Here is a 16,900-nt window from a genome sequence, read left to right on the forward strand (position 1 = left end):
GGGATTTTAATTTTCTTAAAAAAGAATAAATACTAAAGCTTTTTAGATTAAATTTATATTATTAAGAAAATGGTCTGAGAGGACGATGTTATGTTAAATGGTGAAAAGTTAGTACAATCTATCATTAATATATTTGGAGACTTGTTACAAGTTGAAGTAGCTTATTTTACTTCAGAAGGTGAAATTTTTATAGCCACTGATGAATATAGAAAACGAAAAGGAGTGCAAGTACATTTACCATTTTTTCAAAAGTACTACTCTGAGCCAATTCAATACGTGCAGAGACCTGGAAAAATGAAAACATGTTCTGGGTGTAGGTTTCAAAACAATTGTCCTTCCAAAGTAGAAATACTTATGAACTTAGTCAAAGACGATCGGCATTTTGGCTATTTAACGTTTGTCAGTTTTACAGATGAGGGTGAAAAAAAATTATCTACTGAACAAAAAAAATATCAATACTGGTTAGCTCGTTTAGGTGAAATTGTTATCAATGTTCTAAATAGTGAAGGATCTTATTTATTATTTGAAACAAAAAAGGGATTTGACACAAAATATGCATTGGGCGATGCGCCTCATTTTCAATTTATTAAAAGCAAACTAAATAGTATTGCAAATAGTTCATCTTCAATTGTCATCACTGGAGAAACGGGGACTGGAAAAAGTTTGTTAGCTAAGTATATTCATTCAAACAGTATTTCACATAAAGGTAAGTTTGTAGAGTTAAACTGTGCTAGTATTCCAGAAGCTTTATTTGAAAGTGAATTATTCGGCTATGAGGAAGGAGCATTTACTGGCGCTAGGAGAAAAGGGAAACAGGGATATTTTGAGGTTGCAGATAAAGGTACCTTATTTCTTGATGAAATTACAGAATTACCATTGCATCTTCAAGCTAAACTACTAACTGTTTTACAGAATGGTCTTATTTATCGAGTGGGAGCAATTGAGCCTAGAAAGGTAAATGTAAGAATTATTGCTGCAACAAATAGACCTTTAGAAGAAATGGTGAAAAAGGGAGAGTTTCGGGCGGATTTATACTATCGATTAAATGTTATTCCTTTAACTTTGCCACCTTTAAAAGAAAGAAAAGGTGAAATGGATTACTTAATTTCTACATTACTGGAAAAGGTACAGCATAAAACAGGTAAGTTTATAAAGGATTTTTCAGATGAATTTTTAGAAGAATTGAAAGCTTATCATTGGCCTGGTAACATCCGGGAATTAGAAAATGTTTTAGAGTACAGTATGGTAATGGAAGATTCCTTGCAATTAACTAAAGAAAGTCTACCAAGTTATATTATCGAACATAATAGAATGCAAAATTCTCACGTAACGCCTCAGTTGTTGAGAAATATGGAAATGGAAATAATAAACCAAAAACTATCTGAGTACGGAAATGATGCTGCGGGCAAGGAACGTGTTGCAGAAGAGCTAGGTATCAGTACAAGGACTCTTTATAGAAAATTAAAAAGTAATTAAAAAAAGTCACGCTAACTGGGAAAAGGGATACGGAAGTATCCCTTTTATTGTTTACTCTTATTCTTCTACCGCAGATTTATCTTTCATAGATAGCTGATACCGTTGTAGCAATTTGTATTTATCAATTATTAAGTTTCAACTCACTTTACAATTAAACGCTTTTCCTGCTTTTGAACAGAGATTTTACTAAATTTTATAACCCCATTATTCTCCATCGTTATCTCTCGTAACAAAACTTCGAAATACATATTTTTCCGCATGTCGTTACAATAGCAACTTTAAATAACAAAAAAATAAAAATTCTCGTTTTTGTCAAAGATGGAATTTGAATTGACATATGTGACAAAAAATGAAGGATTTATTATTTATGAATCTCGCAAAGTCCACTTTTTTAAACTTGGCATGATATTTGCTTTATATATAGTGAGAAAGAAAAAGGGGGTATATTTATTTGCTAGATTACTTTCAATTAGGTGGGAAGATTGCTGTTGTAACAGGAGGTGCTTCGGGAATAGGTCTTGCAACCGCTAGATTACTGAGTGAGGTGGGGACTAAAACCATCATTCTCGATATCGATCAGCAAAAGGGAAAGGACACAGAAGAAACACTTCGAGCAGCTGGCTTAGATATTGAGTTTGTAAAGTGTGATGTGACGAACTCACAAGATTGCCAAAGTGTGGCGAAGTTAATAGAAGAAAAGCATGGAAAAGTCGATGTGCTCTTTAACAATGCAGGCATTATTCGTAGAAAAACAGTGGTGGACTTAGATGAATCTGATTGGGATGCCGTAATTAATGTCTCTTTAAAAGGGGTTTATCTACTTTCTAAATATTTAATTCCACTTATGCAAAACAATGGTGGTGGCAGTATTATCAATACCGGTTCTGGTTGGGGATTAAAAGGTGGAGACAAAGCAGCATCTTACTGTGCTGCGAAAGCAGGGGTTGTAAATTTAACAAAAGCTATGGCTATTGATCATGGATCAGCGAATATTCGTGTAAATTGTATTTGCCCTGGAGATACAGATACGCCGTTACTTCGTAGTGAGGCAAAACAACTAGATATAGAGGAAACAAGTTTTTTACGTAGTTCGGCAGTTGATAGACCATTGGCAAGGTTGGGAACACCTGAAGATATTGCCAAGGGGGTATTATTCCTTGCAAGTGATTTATCTGCTTGGGTTACGGGAACTACATTAACCGTTGATGGTGGCGGTTTAGCATAAAAAATATAGAGGAGGTATTTTATATGAGTAAAAAAGTTCATCCATACATTCCAAATATGGTGCCTGAAGTAAAACAAAAGATGTTAGATGAAATTGGTGTGCATTCAATTAAAGAACTCTATTCTTGTATTCCAGAGAAATTACAGTATAAAGGTACAATGAATATCCCGAAAGCTTTGAATGAATTAGAGTTACGACGACATATTGAAGGGCTATTAAATAAAAATGTAAGTACTAATGAATATCTTAACTTTTTAGGAGCGGGTTGTTGGCAACATTTTATACCAGCAGTATGTGATGAGGTGAATCAAAGAGCAGAATTTTTAACCGCTTATGCAGGGGAACCTTACGAAGATCATGGTCGTTTCCAAGCTTTATTTGAATACCAAAGTCTAATGGCAGAACTTGTGGACATGGAAGTAGTTAATGTCCCAACATTTGATTGGGCACAGGCTGCAGCTACATCGATTCGTATGGCTAGTCGTATTACTAAACGTTCCAGTGTCTTACTTGCTAATACAGTGTCCCCTGAGAGAAAAAAGATAATTACAAACTATGGTACACCTCAATTAACATTTGAAGAAGTGAATTTTAATCTTAACACAGGGTTAATGGATTTAGCCGATTTAGAAGAAAAATTATCGAATGATGTTGCAGCGATTTATTTTGAAAATCCATCATACCTAGGATTTATTGAATCACAAGGCCAAGAAATTTCAAATCTTGCAAAAAAATACGGTGCCATAATGGTAGTAGGAGTAGATCCAATTTCTCTCGGAATACTTGCACCCCCAAGTCAATATGGTGCTGATATTGTATGTGGAGACCTTCAACCACTAGGTATGCATATGAATTTTAGCGGAGGGCAATCTGGATTCATTGCGACACATAATGATCCAACATTCATCAATGAATACCCATCTCGATTATTTGGTATTATTCCGACTGTAAAAGAAGGCGAGTATGGTTTTGGTGACATTGCGTATGACCGTACATCTTTCGCAGATAGAGAAAACGGTAAAGAATCAGTTGGTACGCAAACAGCTCTATGGGGCATTACAGCAGGTGTTTATTTATCGCTAATGGGACCAAACGGTATGTACGATTTAGGTCAAGCAATTATGCAAAATAGTCAGTATGCAGTGATGCAACTTAATAAAATTAAGAACATTAGAGGTTCAAGAATCACATCTCCATTTTTCAAAGAATTTATGATCGACTTTAATGGTACAGGGTTAACTGTAGAAGAAATCAATACACATTTATTAGAACACAAGATTTTCGGAGGGAAGGATCTATCGAAAGAGTTTCCTCAATATGGTCAGTCGGCGCTTTATTGCGTAACTGAAGTGCATACGAAAGAAGATATCGACAAACTAGTAAGTGTTTTATCAAAAGTTGTGACGAAATAGTGAGATAGAAAGGAGTATCAAACATGATAAAAATTCAAAGACAGTCTGTAAATATAGATTTTCATCAAGCCAAGTGGAATGAGCCTATTATTTTCGAACTACATCAGCCAGGTGAAGTTGGAGTTGAAGTACCAAAAGCTTCCGAGGAAATTGTAGATGTAGTGGGAGATGGTGTTTCAGTACTACCGCAAAATATAAAGCGAGCAAGTAAGCCGAACTTACCAGAAATCGGCCAAGCACGTGTATTACGACATTATGTTCGTCTGTCACAAGAAACATTAGGTTCGGATTTTAATGTGGAAATTGGGCAAGGCACTTGTACGATGAAGTACATTCCAAAAATTAACGAGTTTCTAATTCGTAATACCAAAATAACGGAATTACATCCACTACAAGATGTTAACACCGTACAAGGTATGTTAGAAATCATTCATAATATGGATTTAGCGATGCGTGAGATTTCAGGTATGGATGCATTCTCTTTCCAACCGAGTGGTGGTACACAAGCATTGTTTGCGATGGCATCGATTGTACGTAAGTATTTTGAAGTTAGAGGTGAGGGAGATCAACGTAATGAAATCATTACAACCATTTTCTCCCATCCATCTCAAGCAGCAACGGCTGTTGTAAAGGGCTATAAAATTATTACCCTACACCCAGATGAAAATGGATTCCCTGATATTGAAAAGTTAAAAGAAGTTGTATCCGAAAGAACTGCTGGCTTTGTCGTAGCTAACCCAGAAGATACAGGGATTTACAATTCGAAAATTGAAGAATTCACAAAAATTGTACATGATGCCGGTGGTATCTGTTACTACGATCAAGCGAATGCAAACGGGTTATTAGGAATTACACGTGCAAAAGAAGCAGGTTTCGATATGTGTTTCTTTAATTTACACAAGACATTCGCAGCGCCACACATGTGTGGGGGACCAGCAACGGGTGCATTAGGAGTAACAGAGGAATTAAAACCGTATTTACCAGGACCCATTGTCGAAAAACATGGTGATCAATACGTATTAAATGATCAATTAGAGCACTCCATTGGAAAAGTACGTGCTTTCCACGGAGTAGCACAAACTATCTTACGTTCTTATGCATGGGTTAGAGCATTAGGACAAGAGGGACTTAAAGCAGTGGCAGAAATCGCTGTACTAAATAATAACTATTTATATAGTAAAGTATCGAAAATTCGTGGCGCAAGTGTACCTTATGTACAAGGACAACGTTTGGAGCAGGTTCGTTATAGTTGGGAGCAGCTGGAGAAAGAAACAGGTGTAACAACAGAGGATGTACAACGTCGTATGACAGACTTTGGTTTGCATTATTGGACAAGTCATCATCCGTATATTGTGCCACAACCATTTACACTAGAACCAACAGAATCCTATTCTAAAGCAGACTTAGACGAATATATCCATGCGCTAGAGCAGATTTCGAAGGAAGCGTATGAAAATCCAGAAGTTGTTAAAAACGCACCGCAAAATAGCACAATTCATCAATTAATCGAAGCAGATTATTTAGATGATCCTGCTAAATGGTGTACTTCATGGAGGGTATATCAAGAAAAGGTGAAAAATGCTGCAGAAATAACAAGTTAAAATTGTTTGGGGGTGTTTGAATGGGATCGAGGCATAGTAGTTTAGAAAAGAAGAGGGTTGTTATTACAGGTGGGGCTAGTGGTATAGGATTAGCTACAGCACAACGTTTTGTAGAAGAGGGATCAGTAGTAGCTATTTTAGATATTAATGAAGAAAGTATTGAAAAATCGATAAAAGAAAACCCTGGAATTACGAAAGGGTATGTAGTGGATGTTAGTAACCCTGAAAGTGTAAATGATGTCTTTAAACATATTATAGAGGATTTAGGGGGAGTGGACGTTTTTATAGCGAACGCAGGTATTAGCGTTCGCTCTAAATTTCTTGATATTACGCCAGAACAATGGAATAAGGTTTTAAATATTAATCTAAATGGTGTGTTCTATACTTCCCAAGCGGCCGCAAAAATCATGGTTGAACAGGGCAAAGGCGTTATACTCATGACAGCATCTACAAACGGAGTTACGGGACATCCATTCTATGCAGATTATAACGCTTCAAAAGCAGGTGTTAATCTTTTAGCAAGAACGATGGCATTAGAACTGGCACCAACAATTCGAGTTAACACAATATGTCCTGGGTATGTATTAACGCCGATGCAAAAGGCTGAGTATACACCTGAGATGTTAGCGGTTGTAAATGAAGGGATTCCTTTAAAACGGCATGCAGATCCAAAAGAAGTAGGGGCGTTATATGCTTTCCTTGCTTCAGATGAATCAGCTTATATGACTGGGCAAACAATTGCCATTGATGGCGGAGAATTAGCTTAATCACAAGGGGGATGGGTTTTTATGAAAAGAAGTCTATTCTATTTTTTATTGGTGGTAGTCGTTTCATTGATGGTTGCGTGTTCAGAAAAAGATTCAAATGTAAAAACTGATACATCTGCAAGTAGCGGAGGAAAAGCAGAAGAAGGAAATAGCGCAACAGCAGATATGAAATTAGTGAATGAAGGTAAGTTAACATTTGCAATGAGTGGTTTACTAAAACCTTTAAACTATAAGGAAAATGAAAAATTAGTTGGTTTCGATGTAGAAATTGGAAAAGAAATTGCAAAGCGAATTGGGCTTGATCCCAACCCTGTTACAAATCCATGGGAAACGATCCTCCAAGGGTTACGAGGAGAGAAATATGATGCAATTATTGGAAGTATGACAGCTACCGAGGAGAGAAAAAAACAGGTTGACTTCTCAGTTCCATATTATATTTCTGGAGCCACAGTATTTATTTCAAGTAAAAACAAAGATATCAAATCTTTAGATGATTTAAAGGGAAAAACTATTGGTGTTATGCAAGCTAGTACTTACGTTGAAGATGCAAAAAAATATACAGATAAAATTAAAGAATTTCCTAGTGAGATCTATGCATTACAAGACCTTCCTCCAGGACGTTTAGATGCAGTCATTACAGATAAAATCGTAGGTATTACGGCGATGAAAGAATCTGGTTTAGAAATTCAAACACTAGGAGAAGAACTTAAAAGAGAAGAAATTGCAGTAGCTATTAATAAGAATAATCAAGTGTTATTAGAAGCAATTAACAAAGCAATTGCAGATATGGTTGCAGACGGAACTTATAAAGACATAAGTACAAAATGGTTTGGTAAAGATTTGTTAGAATAAGCAAATGGTGGAAATAGAAAGCACCTAGTATGATAGAAACATACTAGAATTGGCTATTAAACTTGTTCTTGGGTAAGAGATTATGTAAAATAGTTTGAAAATTCACTTATTTTAATTGGTGTCTAGTTTCATCGTCAAAGCCCTCCTTAAGATTATTTCGGTTTCTATCTTTGTGCGAGCATACTTTCGCCATGTACTGTCAGCACTTATCGGAACTAAGCAGGGCACTTGCGCTTTTCATAATTAAACAGATTTTATCTTACGTTTAGACAAAATAAATGTTCGCCTTCTACACCCACACACTTAAAGAGGTTAGGTGATTTATATGGAGTTTTTAGTCAATATAGCATCTATATTCGAAAAACATGGGGTCGAATTTTTAAAAGCAACTGTTTTGACGGTTGAGTTAACAGTTGTCTCCCTATTAATTGCTTGTGTTATTGGGCTGATTTTTGCCTTCTTCAAGGTTTCTAATATAAAGGTATTAGAGATGGTTGCTAACGCTTACATTTTTATTATTCGTGGTATGCCACTTATCGTACAACTTATGTTCCTATACTACGGTATTTCTAGTATTTTTGTTCTATCTGATTTTGCAGCTGGAGCTATTGCACTTGGGATCCATTCCGGAGCCTATATTGCAGAAATCTTTCGAGGAGCCATTCAATCTATTGATAAGGGACAAATGGAGGCAGGGCGATCTTTAGGAATGACATATTTTAAAACAATGAGACGAATTATCTTACCACAAAGTTTTAAGAGAGCAATTCCTTCATTAGCCAATCAATTCATTATTGGATTAAAAGATTCTTCTTTAGTAGCCTATATTGCAGTTTCAGAATTATTTAACCATGCCTTATCGGCTCAAGCATATAATTACATGCCTTTAGAAACATACTTTGTAGTAGGCGTATATTATTTAATTTTAGTTCTAATCTTCACACTATTGTTTAATAAGCTTGAAAGCAGATTGGATGTTGGGAAGGGGAAAAAGCATGATAAAGTTGAAGTCGCTTTCTAAATCATTTGGTAAATTGAAAGTTTTAAAAGATATAAACCTCGAGATAAATAAATCAGAAGTAGTTGTTTTAATTGGGGCCAGTGGTTCGGGAAAAAGCACTTTGTTACGTTGTATGAATTTTTTAGAGATATTAGATGAGGGCACTATAAGCATCAACGATGAGATTATTGATATAGAAAAAACTAATTTAAATAGTGTCAGAGAAAATATGGGCATGGTATTTCAACACTTCAATTTATTTCCGCATTTAAGTGTTTTACAAAACATAACTGAAGCACCAATTCAGGTGAAAAAACAAAGTAAAGAAGAAGCGAATAAAAATGCAATGGAGTTATTAACTAGGGTTGGACTTGCTGATAAAGCTAATTATTATCCTGAACAATTATCTGGAGGACAAAAGCAACGGGTTGCTATCGCAAGAGCACTTGCTATGAACCCAAGCGTTATGCTGTTTGACGAGCCAACATCGGCGCTAGATCCTGAATTAGTTGGCGAAGTATTAGAAACAATGAAAAGTTTAGCAAGAGATGGTATGACAATGGTAATTGTAACGCATGAAATGGGCTTTGCAAAGGAGGTTGCGGATAGAGTCATTATGTTAGCTGATGGAAAAATAATTGAAGAAGGACCTCCTGCCGTGTTCTTTAAAACCCCAAAGGAAGAGAGAACAGTTAGGTTTTTACAACAGGTTTTATAATTATTATCTTAAGTTAGGGGTTGGTATTCATGTTAAAAACGTATGATGAAGTATTAAAAGTTACTAATGATCTTGTCAATATTGAAAGTATTGTCAATACCGAAGGAGAAATCGATATATCAAAATCACTGGCGAAAACGATTTCTAACCTTCCATACTTTCAAAAAAATCCAGACTATGTGTTTACTTCACAAACGGTAGATGATGAGGTTGAGAGATATAATGTATTTGCTTTTGTAAGAGGTACAAAAGGAAGTAGTGATAAAACAGTTGTATTAATGGGACATACCGATACGGTAGGAATAGATGATTATAATAGCTTGAAAGAGAAAGCATGTTTTCCTAATGATCTTCAAGAAGCATTAAAACATGAAAAGGTTCCTCCGTTAGTTAAAAAGCATTTGGAATCGAATGAATGGTTATTTGGCAGAGGAACACTAGATATGAAAAGCGGTGTTGCAAGCAATTATTATCTATTAAAGTATTATTCAGAACACCCTGAAGAATTGAAAGGCAATATTGTGTTCTTTGCTGAGTGTGACGAGGAGGATAGTTCGCACGGGGTATTATCGGGTTTAAATGATTTGAAAAAAATTAAGGGGAAATATGGATTTGAATATGAAGCATTAATTAATTCTGATTTTGTTGCTCCTAGGTATGAAGAGGATGAAAATAGATATATTTATAAAGGCAGTGTTGGGAAACTTCTTCCATCTTTTTATATTACCGGAGCTGAAAGTCATGTTGGGTCTAGCTTTGAAGGACTTGATCCTAACTATATTGCAGCAGAGTTAACTAGACAAATTGCCTATAATCCGGAGCTATGCGATAAATCATTAGGTGAAACACCTATGCCACCAGTAACGTTGAAGCAAACGGACTTTAAAGAAACTTATACAGTTCAAACAGCACTTGCTTCATATGTATATTATAACTTCTTTGTGCAGTCATGGTCTCCTAAAGATGTTCTTGAAAAACTAAAGATTCAAGCTGAAATTGCATTTAATAATGTAGTAAAAAATCTAAATAGTCATTATAAAAGGTATTGTGAAATTAGCGAACAGGAATATACAAAATTACCATGGGAAACTAGGGTGTTATTCTATGAAGAACTGGAACAATCGATTGTTTCTCAATCTGGTGATAGTTACAAAGAGCATATGAAGAGATTTAAAGAAGACTTATTAAAAAATAAAGAATTAGATGTACGCATGTTTTCAGCGAGAGTAGTAGAAGAAACCTGGAAATGGGCAAAGGACAAGAGCCCTGCTATCATTATTTTTTATTCTTCACTCTATTCACCACGCGTCGAGGTGACTGGAAAAAATCAAAAAGAAAAAAATCTATTAGTAGCTTTAGATTATGCTATTGCAAAAGTCCAACCACATTATAATAAGCCAATCGTACAGAGAAATTATTTCCCTTATATTTGTGACATGAGCTGTGTAGCTATAAATGACGATGAAGAAAGCATAAAATCAGTTATTAACAATAACCCAAGTTGGGGAACAAAACATTTTGTAGACTATAATGCAATTAGAGACCTAAATATTCCAGCAATTAATATTGGACCATATGGTTATGACGCACATAACAGATACGAAAGAACTGAATTAAAATATACAATGGAAATAATGCCTAATTTAACGAAACTAGTAATAGATAAGTTACTTGAACATTAGCTATTATCTGCCATGATAATCACTGTTCCTGCATTAAGAAGAGGCTTTACTCTATTTCGTAGTAAAGCATTCGTTCTTTAAAATTTATAAACGGTTGATTTAGTAGGTGTCTTTCATGCACTCTGAATCGCTTTCATTGTTTGAGTAGTTGTGTTGAAGCTATCATTGATGTAAATTCTACTCCTTTTCATCTAACTAATCGGACGTTGAAATGACTCTTTGTTAATTCGAGCTAGGTGATCTAGCTTTGTTTTGCGTCTCACGAATTCCGCAAAACCCAAATTACCGCTTTGTATCAAAAGGGTATCGATATCTTAACCATAGCAAAACAGTCGGGATAAATCACAACAAAAGAGTTTGGAACACTATATTAACCTGCCAACTAATGATATGGGTGAGTTTTTATAATTATAAGGCCAAACAATGCTCATCTGTTTGATTAGGTGGGCATTGTTTGGCGACTACACTTACATCCTATTGGGTTAAAATATTTGGATAACTACCTTTACTGGTTCCTATGGTTCGAATTGGCAAGCACCAAGAAGCATTTGGTGAACGTGCCAAACAAATGCTTCTTGGTGCTTGCCAAAAATAGAATTATTTTACAATTAATATTTACAGTACATAAGTTGTACACCTATGCTTCTGTCCTTTTGAATTTTTTATATTGAGAATAAATATCAAACAGTGAAATCAATAAGACAATCCAGAAAACTCCATTATCAAAGGCTATACCAGAAGATGATTGTCCTCCTAAAATCGTAAGTATCCCCATTATTAATAGGATATAGATGGTCAAAAAAATTTGCCATTGTAGTATCTCTTTATTGTTTATGTCTCTGTCCTTTTTGAAAATCAGACTAAATATAAAAAGTCCTAAAATTAGGGCGATAAGAACACCTTTTGGAATAGAGTCTGCAAGTGGAATATTAGGGAAATAGTCTAAAACGAATAAGAGTGTAAAAGCCAAAATAAAAATGAAGTCCACTGGTTTTATAAAATTAATAAGATTACTCCCTCCCTTTTTTTCTAAATTATACCATGATCCTAAAGGATTTTTTTTTATAAATAGCAACAAAGTTTACGAAAACAGCCTTTCTTTTTATAATGTCTGCCAACGATATAGTACGAAAAACCATTAAATAGTTTTAAAAATTTTTCGAAAAGTAAAGTTAATTCCACGATTCCTCTTTTTGTGTTTATAAGATTAAAGAAGGCTACATTGGCATAATGAAATATCTATCTACAACAAATCATACATGATGGGAAAACTGTATAAGATGAATAAATGAATACAAGACGAATAAAATAATTCCATCTAGAGAAACTAAAAAAATACATAATAAATTTGAAAAGCGGGGTGTTTTTTGTGGATCCAACTAATTGCGATTTGTCACCAATGAAACAAACATTAAAGGAAGAGCTTCTGCAAGTCATTCAATCTTTACAACAAAATGTAGAAGCGATGGATACTGATGCAAACTGTCTTCTTGGGAACTTTGAAAAAATTAAAGAAAAATTTGTAGCGATTGAAATGAAAGCTGCAACATTTTATTTAAATTGCTATCTTTCTCCGTTTACTGAAAAATATCCTGAGCTTTCGCATAGCGTACAAAATATGTCTAAAAGGAGACATGGTGGACTAATTGTTATTGAACGGGAGGATTCTCTGGCATCTCTTATCCGGCCGGGTATTCATATTGGCGCAGAAGTAACGCATTCCCTAATGGAATCTATTTTTTTTCCTGGAAATCCACTTCATGATGGCGCAGTTTTAATAAGCCAAAATATAATTGATTCAGCAGCAAATGTACTGCCACTATCAGACAGACATACGGGGGAAAAGAAATTAGGCACTAGACATCGAGCGGCATTAGGATTAAGTGAAGTAAGTGATGCGCTTGTTATGGTAGTGTCTGAAGAAACAGGGAGAATTTCTTTTGCCTTTAAAGGAAACTTATATCCAATTACGACGCATGGCATTCTATAGTGTGCGTCTTCACACTATAGATTATCTTGAATTCGAGATATTTTCCTTGCTTGTTTATCACTTGCGTGGTAAAGTGATGAATGAGAGGGGGAGGAAGCAATGCGAAAACACACGCTCGGATCACTGACATGGATTCGGATGATGCGCTTTACAAATCAAAGCAACCAGCTATCCAATGAGTTTTTAAAGCGCTTTGACTTAACGACTGCACAATTTGATGTCCTGATACAAATAAAGACATATGCACCGTTAACACAATCGCAGTTAGCAGAGAAAGTGACAGTGACGCAAGGTGGGATGTCTCGGATGCTTGCTCGTCTTGAAAAAGAGGGACTTATTGAACGCAAGCAAAATTGGAAGACCAAAACAATTTCGCTCACAGCTAAAGGCGAGCAGATGATTGATGCGGCAACACCAGGTCAGCTACAATTTCAATCTTCATTTTTTGAAGAAGTATTCACAACAGAAGAAATGAAAACTTTAAATACACTTATGTCAAAATTAGAGAAGCATAGTCGTGAAAAAAAATTACCGCCAGCGTGATTTTTTTTACAACATCACTTGCTTAGTCAAGTGAAATGAGGAGGGAATATTCATGAACAAATTAAGTGGTCATCATCATATATCAATGCTAACAAAAAACGGTAAACGTAATAATGATTTTTATACTAAAACTCTAGGTTTACGTCGTGTGAAAAAGACAGTCAACCAAGACTCGCCTTCAATGTATCATTTATTTTATGGAGATTTAACAGGAGCTGCAGGTACAGAATTGACATTTTTTGAAATGCCTGTAGCAGGAAGAACAGTTCGAGGAACAAACGCTATTACACGTATTGGACTATTAGTACCAAGCTATGACAGTCTGCAATATTGGAAAGATCGTTTTCAAGAATTAAATGTTGAACATAGTGAAATAACAACTTATGCAGGTAAAGATGCATTGTTTTTTGAGGACCATGAAGGGTTACGAATGGTGCTTTTAAATAATCATGGTCATGAAACACCAGCTCATTGGCAACCATGGGACGGCTCTGATATCCCTGGGGAACATCGCATTTTAGGGATGGGTACAGTTGAAATGACAGTTCGTTATTTGCAACGCACAGTAAGCTTATTAAAAGAGCTATTTAATTACACAGCTGTTACGGAAAGTGAAATAGAAGCAGTATTGCAATCCATCCCTGGTGAAGTGATTGGAGAAATCGTCGTTAAAGAATTAGAAGGGCCTAGCGAGAAACCTGGCCGTGGTAGTATCCATCATCTTGCACTACGTGTTGGAACAGTGGAAGAATTGCAAGAGTGGGATGCCAAAATTAAGGAGCGGGGCTTTGATAGTACTGGCATTGTGGACCGTTATTATTTCCAAAGTCTTTATTTTAGAGACCGTAATGGAATTTTATTTGAAATGGCGACAGATGGTCCAGGGTTTACTGTTGATTCGGCAGTAGAGGATCTTGGTAAAGAACTTGATCTTCCACCATTTCTAGAAGAAAGACGTGCAGAAATCGAAGCTATTTTAGAACCACTAGATTAAGGAGAGGTTTAATCATGGAAAAATACCGCATTGATCAATCGAAAGGCATCGAATTTGGCCTCTATTCGTTAGGGGATCATATTCCGAATCCATTAACAGGTGGCCGAATTTCGGCTCAGCAACGAATCCAAGAACTAGTTGAAGCAAGTCAGCTTGCAGAACAAGCAGGTATTGATGTATTTGGTGTGGGCGAGAGTCACCAATCGTACTTTACTACACAAGCACACACGGTTGTTTTAGGAGCAATCGCACAAGCTACATCAAAAATTAAATTAACAAGCTCCGCGACGGTACTAAGTGTCTCTGATCCGGTACGTGTATATGAAGATTTTGCAACAATTGATTTAATTTCTGATGGACGTGCAGAAATAGTTGCTGGTCGTGGCTCTCGAGTAGGTGCATATCAATTACTAGGCATTGATTTAAAGCATTATGAAGAAATTTTTGAAGAAAAATTAGAGCTACTGAAAAAAATAAATGACAACGAGCTTGTTACTTGGGAAGGACAATTCCGTGCGCCACTCCACAATGCGCAAATTATGCCACAACCTAAAAATGGCTCGTTGCCAATTTGGCGAGCTGTCGGTGGCCCCCCTGCTAGTGCTATTAAAGCAGGCTATATGGGCATTCCAATGATGTTAACGACATTAGGTGGTCCCGCTGTGAACTTTAAGCCATCAGTTGATGCCTACAGAGAAGCAGCTGAGCGAAGTGGCTTCAATCCGAAAGAGTTACCGATTGCTACAGCAAGCCTATTTTATGTTGCTGATACGACGAACGAGGCACTAGAAGGGATGTACCCACATTTAAATGGTGGATTCCAAGCAATTCGTGGCGCCGGTTATCCAAAGCAACAATTTGCGGAAGCGACAGATACACGAGACGCCTTAATGGTCGGAAGTAAGGAACAAATTATTGAAAAATTACTATATCAATACGAGCTCTATGGCATGCAACGATTTATGGCACAAATTGATTTTGGCGGTGTGCCATTCGATAAATTAATGAAAAACATTGAAATTATAGGGAACGATATTTTACCTGCGATCAAAAAATATACTGCGAAAAATTAGAGTGATATGCCATAAGATACTTGCTTAATGAAGTGGTTGAATGGAGTGAAGCGGGGTGACTCCTTGGGGATTAGCGTCACAGATGTGACCCAGGAGCGTAAGCGGGAGGGGAACGAAGGCTAAAACCATCACGTCCTGTGATAACGCCTTCGTGACCAACATCCTGTTGCCCGACGCCCCCAGGAAGCTCTGCTCTGCGCGAAAGCGAAGCGTCAGCGGCAAATGTTTTATCTGTGCGAAAGCGAAGCGTCAGCAATTGTTTTATCTGTGCGAAAGCGTAGCGACAGCAACAACAAAGCACCCAGCGGAACGGAAATCACCCCCTCGTTTTGCTGGAAAGGCGTACTTTAAAAATAGAAAACTTAATTTCATTGATTTAATAGTTTTTAATCAACATGACGTTGCATGAGAGGAAATCTCATGCAGCGTTTTTTCGTGACCATTTTTATTTTTGGTTGGACCACTTGAACCATCGAGCATGGCCATCAGGGCGTTCCATTATACGTATAGATTCTATTTCTCCTTGATCAATAAAATCTTGATGCAGTTGCACATCAAATAAATTGTTATAACAGTGGTAGAGAGGTCGTTCTATGCTGATCTCTTTTAATTGCTCCATTAATTCAAGGCGTAACTCCATAGGTATTTGATTTGCCACATGTGTATGGTAAATAACTAACATCGCATCTTCATTAATATCACTACTAATATCTTTTATAAGTTTAATGGCATCTCCTTTTATCAGTTGTAAATCGAGCTCTTTTAAAATAGGGAGCGCTTGATTTAACAAAAGTCTGCGTTCTTGATGCTCTGGCCAAATTAATGCTTGGAGCCATCGGAGCTCTTCTTCATTATGAATATCAATAGGATTTAAATCGATGCCTACTCGCTTACAAACAACTGGAGCATTTGAAATAGAAGCTGGAAACGGTTGTCCTCGATTTTCTGAGGACAAAACGAAAGCATTATTAGAATTGTTTATGTGAAGCTGTTGATTATAGCAGTAATTGTATTGATCCATTCCAAGCTGAAGTCCTGCACTTGCACCGATTTCTAGTAAAGCTAATGGCTTTTTGTGGCGTTCATAAATTTCTGTCATCATCGGATAAAGGTAAGAACAACGGCGAATTTCATTAGTCTGAACAAGTTTTTCTTGAAATAAATTCTTCAATTCTTCTGAATGGGACAAAACGAATGTTTTAAAAACAGGAAAAACCTCATTTATTGCTTTGGGTGATGACGTTAAAGATGGATAAAAATGAACTAAATCGTCTTTAGATGATGACAGCAAATACTGAACACCAGCTAATAATAAATTAGGTACAGGTTGTCCTTGAGGTATAAATATCGCAACTTTTAATAGTTCTTCATCATCAGCAATCTTATTGGCTAAATGTTCATACAGTGGACTTGAGTTTTCACATTCATTTTTTGCAAAAGTACGGAATTGATTACTTAATTTAGCTAACATACGATTCTCCCCTTTGTGTAAAAGTCGATCTACTTTTAAGTTTATAATTATTGGATAATTTAGTAAATTAAATATAGTAAATGAAGTGAGCAATTT

15 protein-coding genes are annotated in these 16,900 nt (G+C 36.1%); 13 read left to right on the forward strand and 2 right to left on the reverse strand.

The window, feature by feature from the left end; genetic code table 11:
* Window positions 1-90 precede the first annotated feature (90 nt).
* The 9 genes from ACQKMI_RS13075 to ACQKMI_RS13115 all read left to right on the forward strand — a co-directional run bounded on the left by ACQKMI_RS13075 (window position 91) and on the right by ACQKMI_RS13115 (window position 10,733).
* On the forward strand, window positions 91-1,476 hold the full coding sequence (locus ACQKMI_RS13075) for a sigma-54 interaction domain-containing protein (RefSeq protein WP_427489516.1): 1,386 nt from the start codon (window positions 91-93) through the stop codon (window positions 1,474-1,476).
* A 451-nt stretch (window positions 1,477-1,927) separates the two neighbouring features.
* Window positions 1,928-2,701 (forward strand): SDR family NAD(P)-dependent oxidoreductase, encoded by a 774-nt coding sequence (locus ACQKMI_RS13080; RefSeq protein WP_427489518.1) that lies wholly within the window; start codon window positions 1,928-1,930, stop codon window positions 2,699-2,701.
* 23 nt (window positions 2,702-2,724) lie between these two features.
* A complete protein-coding gene (gene gcvPA, locus ACQKMI_RS13085; protein ID WP_427489520.1) occupies window positions 2,725-4,113 on the forward strand; it encodes an aminomethyl-transferring glycine dehydrogenase subunit GcvPA in 1,389 nt (462 codons plus the stop codon).
* A gap of 23 nt (window positions 4,114-4,136) precedes the next feature.
* Window positions 4,137-5,714 (forward strand): aminomethyl-transferring glycine dehydrogenase subunit GcvPB, encoded by a 1,578-nt coding sequence (gcvPB, locus tag ACQKMI_RS13090; protein ID WP_427489522.1) that lies wholly within the window; start codon window positions 4,137-4,139, stop codon window positions 5,712-5,714.
* A 20-nt stretch (window positions 5,715-5,734) separates the two neighbouring features.
* Window positions 5,735-6,481, forward strand: coding sequence for an SDR family NAD(P)-dependent oxidoreductase (locus tag ACQKMI_RS13095; protein WP_427489524.1), 747 nt, complete (start codon window positions 5,735-5,737; stop codon window positions 6,479-6,481).
* 21 nt (window positions 6,482-6,502) lie between these two features.
* Window positions 6,503-7,333, forward strand: a complete 831-nt coding sequence (locus tag ACQKMI_RS13100; protein WP_427489526.1) for a transporter substrate-binding domain-containing protein — start codon at window positions 6,503-6,505, stop codon at window positions 7,331-7,333.
* Window positions 7,334-7,658: 325 nt separating this feature from the next.
* On the forward strand, window positions 7,659-8,354 hold the full coding sequence (locus ACQKMI_RS13105) for an amino acid ABC transporter permease (RefSeq protein ID WP_323646845.1): 696 nt from the start codon (window positions 7,659-7,661) through the stop codon (window positions 8,352-8,354).
* Window positions 8,329-9,051 (forward strand): amino acid ABC transporter ATP-binding protein, encoded by a 723-nt coding sequence (locus tag ACQKMI_RS13110; protein WP_323646844.1) that lies wholly within the window; start codon window positions 8,329-8,331, stop codon window positions 9,049-9,051. The genes ACQKMI_RS13105 and ACQKMI_RS13110 overlap by 26 nt, the downstream gene beginning before the upstream one ends.
* A gap of 29 nt (window positions 9,052-9,080) precedes the next feature.
* Entirely contained in the window at window positions 9,081-10,733 is a 1,653-nt protein-coding gene (locus tag ACQKMI_RS13115) for a M20/M25/M40 family metallo-hydrolase (protein ID WP_427489528.1), read from the forward strand.
* A 637-nt stretch (window positions 10,734-11,370) separates the two neighbouring features.
* Here ACQKMI_RS13115 and ACQKMI_RS13120 read toward each other — a convergent pair.
* Window positions 11,371-11,811 carry a hypothetical protein gene (locus ACQKMI_RS13120; RefSeq protein WP_427489530.1) on the reverse strand — a complete coding sequence of 147 codons (441 nt, stop codon included), beginning with the start codon at window positions 11,809-11,811 and terminating at the stop codon, window positions 11,371-11,373.
* A 291-nt stretch (window positions 11,812-12,102) separates the two neighbouring features.
* Between ACQKMI_RS13120 and cdaS the strand changes: the two genes are divergently transcribed.
* The 4 genes from cdaS (at window position 12,103) to ACQKMI_RS13140 (ending at window position 15,333) form a co-directional block, all read left to right on the forward strand.
* On the forward strand, window positions 12,103-12,723 hold the full coding sequence (cdaS, locus tag ACQKMI_RS13125; RefSeq protein WP_427489532.1) for a sporulation-specific diadenylate cyclase CdaS: 621 nt from the start codon (window positions 12,103-12,105) through the stop codon (window positions 12,721-12,723).
* Between the two features lie 99 nt (window positions 12,724-12,822).
* Window positions 12,823-13,266 carry a MarR family winged helix-turn-helix transcriptional regulator gene (locus ACQKMI_RS13130; protein WP_427489534.1) on the forward strand — a complete coding sequence of 148 codons (444 nt, stop codon included), beginning with the start codon at window positions 12,823-12,825 and terminating at the stop codon, window positions 13,264-13,266.
* Between the two features lie 52 nt (window positions 13,267-13,318).
* A complete protein-coding gene (locus ACQKMI_RS13135; protein WP_427489536.1) occupies window positions 13,319-14,260 on the forward strand; it encodes a ring-cleaving dioxygenase in 942 nt (313 codons plus the stop codon).
* 14 nt (window positions 14,261-14,274) lie between these two features.
* Window positions 14,275-15,333, forward strand: coding sequence for an LLM class flavin-dependent oxidoreductase (locus ACQKMI_RS13140; protein ID WP_427489538.1), 1,059 nt, complete (start codon window positions 14,275-14,277; stop codon window positions 15,331-15,333).
* Between the two features lie 445 nt (window positions 15,334-15,778).
* On the opposite strand, the gene ACQKMI_RS13145 is transcribed toward ACQKMI_RS13140, so the two are convergent.
* Window positions 15,779-16,804, reverse strand: a complete 1,026-nt coding sequence (locus ACQKMI_RS13145) for a DUF2332 domain-containing protein (RefSeq protein WP_427489540.1) — start codon at window positions 16,802-16,804, stop codon at window positions 15,779-15,781.
* Window positions 16,805-16,900 lie beyond the last annotated feature (96 nt).

The organism is Lysinibacillus sp. NPDC097214 (assembly GCF_050277945.1).
GTDB classification, from domain to species: Bacteria; Bacillota; Bacilli; order Bacillales_A; family Planococcaceae; genus Lysinibacillus; species Lysinibacillus xylanilyticus_B.

Coding starts and splice junctions, on each gene's coding strand:
- ACQKMI_RS13075 (WP_427489516.1), top strand. CDS start 91: ATGTTAAATGGTGAAAAGTTAGTACAATCTATCATTAATATATTTGGA.
- gcvPA (WP_427489520.1), top strand. CDS start 2,725: ATGAGTAAAAAAGTTCATCCATACATTCCAAATATGGTGCCTGAAGTA.
- gcvPB (WP_427489522.1), top strand. CDS start 4,137: ATGATAAAAATTCAAAGACAGTCTGTAAATATAGATTTTCATCAAGCC.
- ACQKMI_RS13095 (WP_427489524.1), top strand. CDS start 5,735: ATGGGATCGAGGCATAGTAGTTTAGAAAAGAAGAGGGTTGTTATTACA.
- ACQKMI_RS13100 (WP_427489526.1), top strand. CDS start 6,503: ATGAAAAGAAGTCTATTCTATTTTTTATTGGTGGTAGTCGTTTCATTG.
- ACQKMI_RS13105 (WP_323646845.1), top strand. CDS start 7,659: ATGGAGTTTTTAGTCAATATAGCATCTATATTCGAAAAACATGGGGTC.
- ACQKMI_RS13110 (WP_323646844.1), top strand. CDS start 8,329: ATGATAAAGTTGAAGTCGCTTTCTAAATCATTTGGTAAATTGAAAGTT.
- ACQKMI_RS13115 (WP_427489528.1), top strand. CDS start 9,081: ATGTTAAAAACGTATGATGAAGTATTAAAAGTTACTAATGATCTTGTC.
- ACQKMI_RS13130 (WP_427489534.1), top strand. CDS start 12,823: ATGCGAAAACACACGCTCGGATCACTGACATGGATTCGGATGATGCGC.
- ACQKMI_RS13135 (WP_427489536.1), top strand. CDS start 13,319: ATGAACAAATTAAGTGGTCATCATCATATATCAATGCTAACAAAAAAC.
- ACQKMI_RS13140 (WP_427489538.1), top strand. CDS start 14,275: ATGGAAAAATACCGCATTGATCAATCGAAAGGCATCGAATTTGGCCTC.
- ACQKMI_RS13145 (WP_427489540.1), bottom strand. CDS start 16,804: ATGTTAGCTAAATTAAGTAATCAATTCCGTACTTTTGCAAAAAATGAA.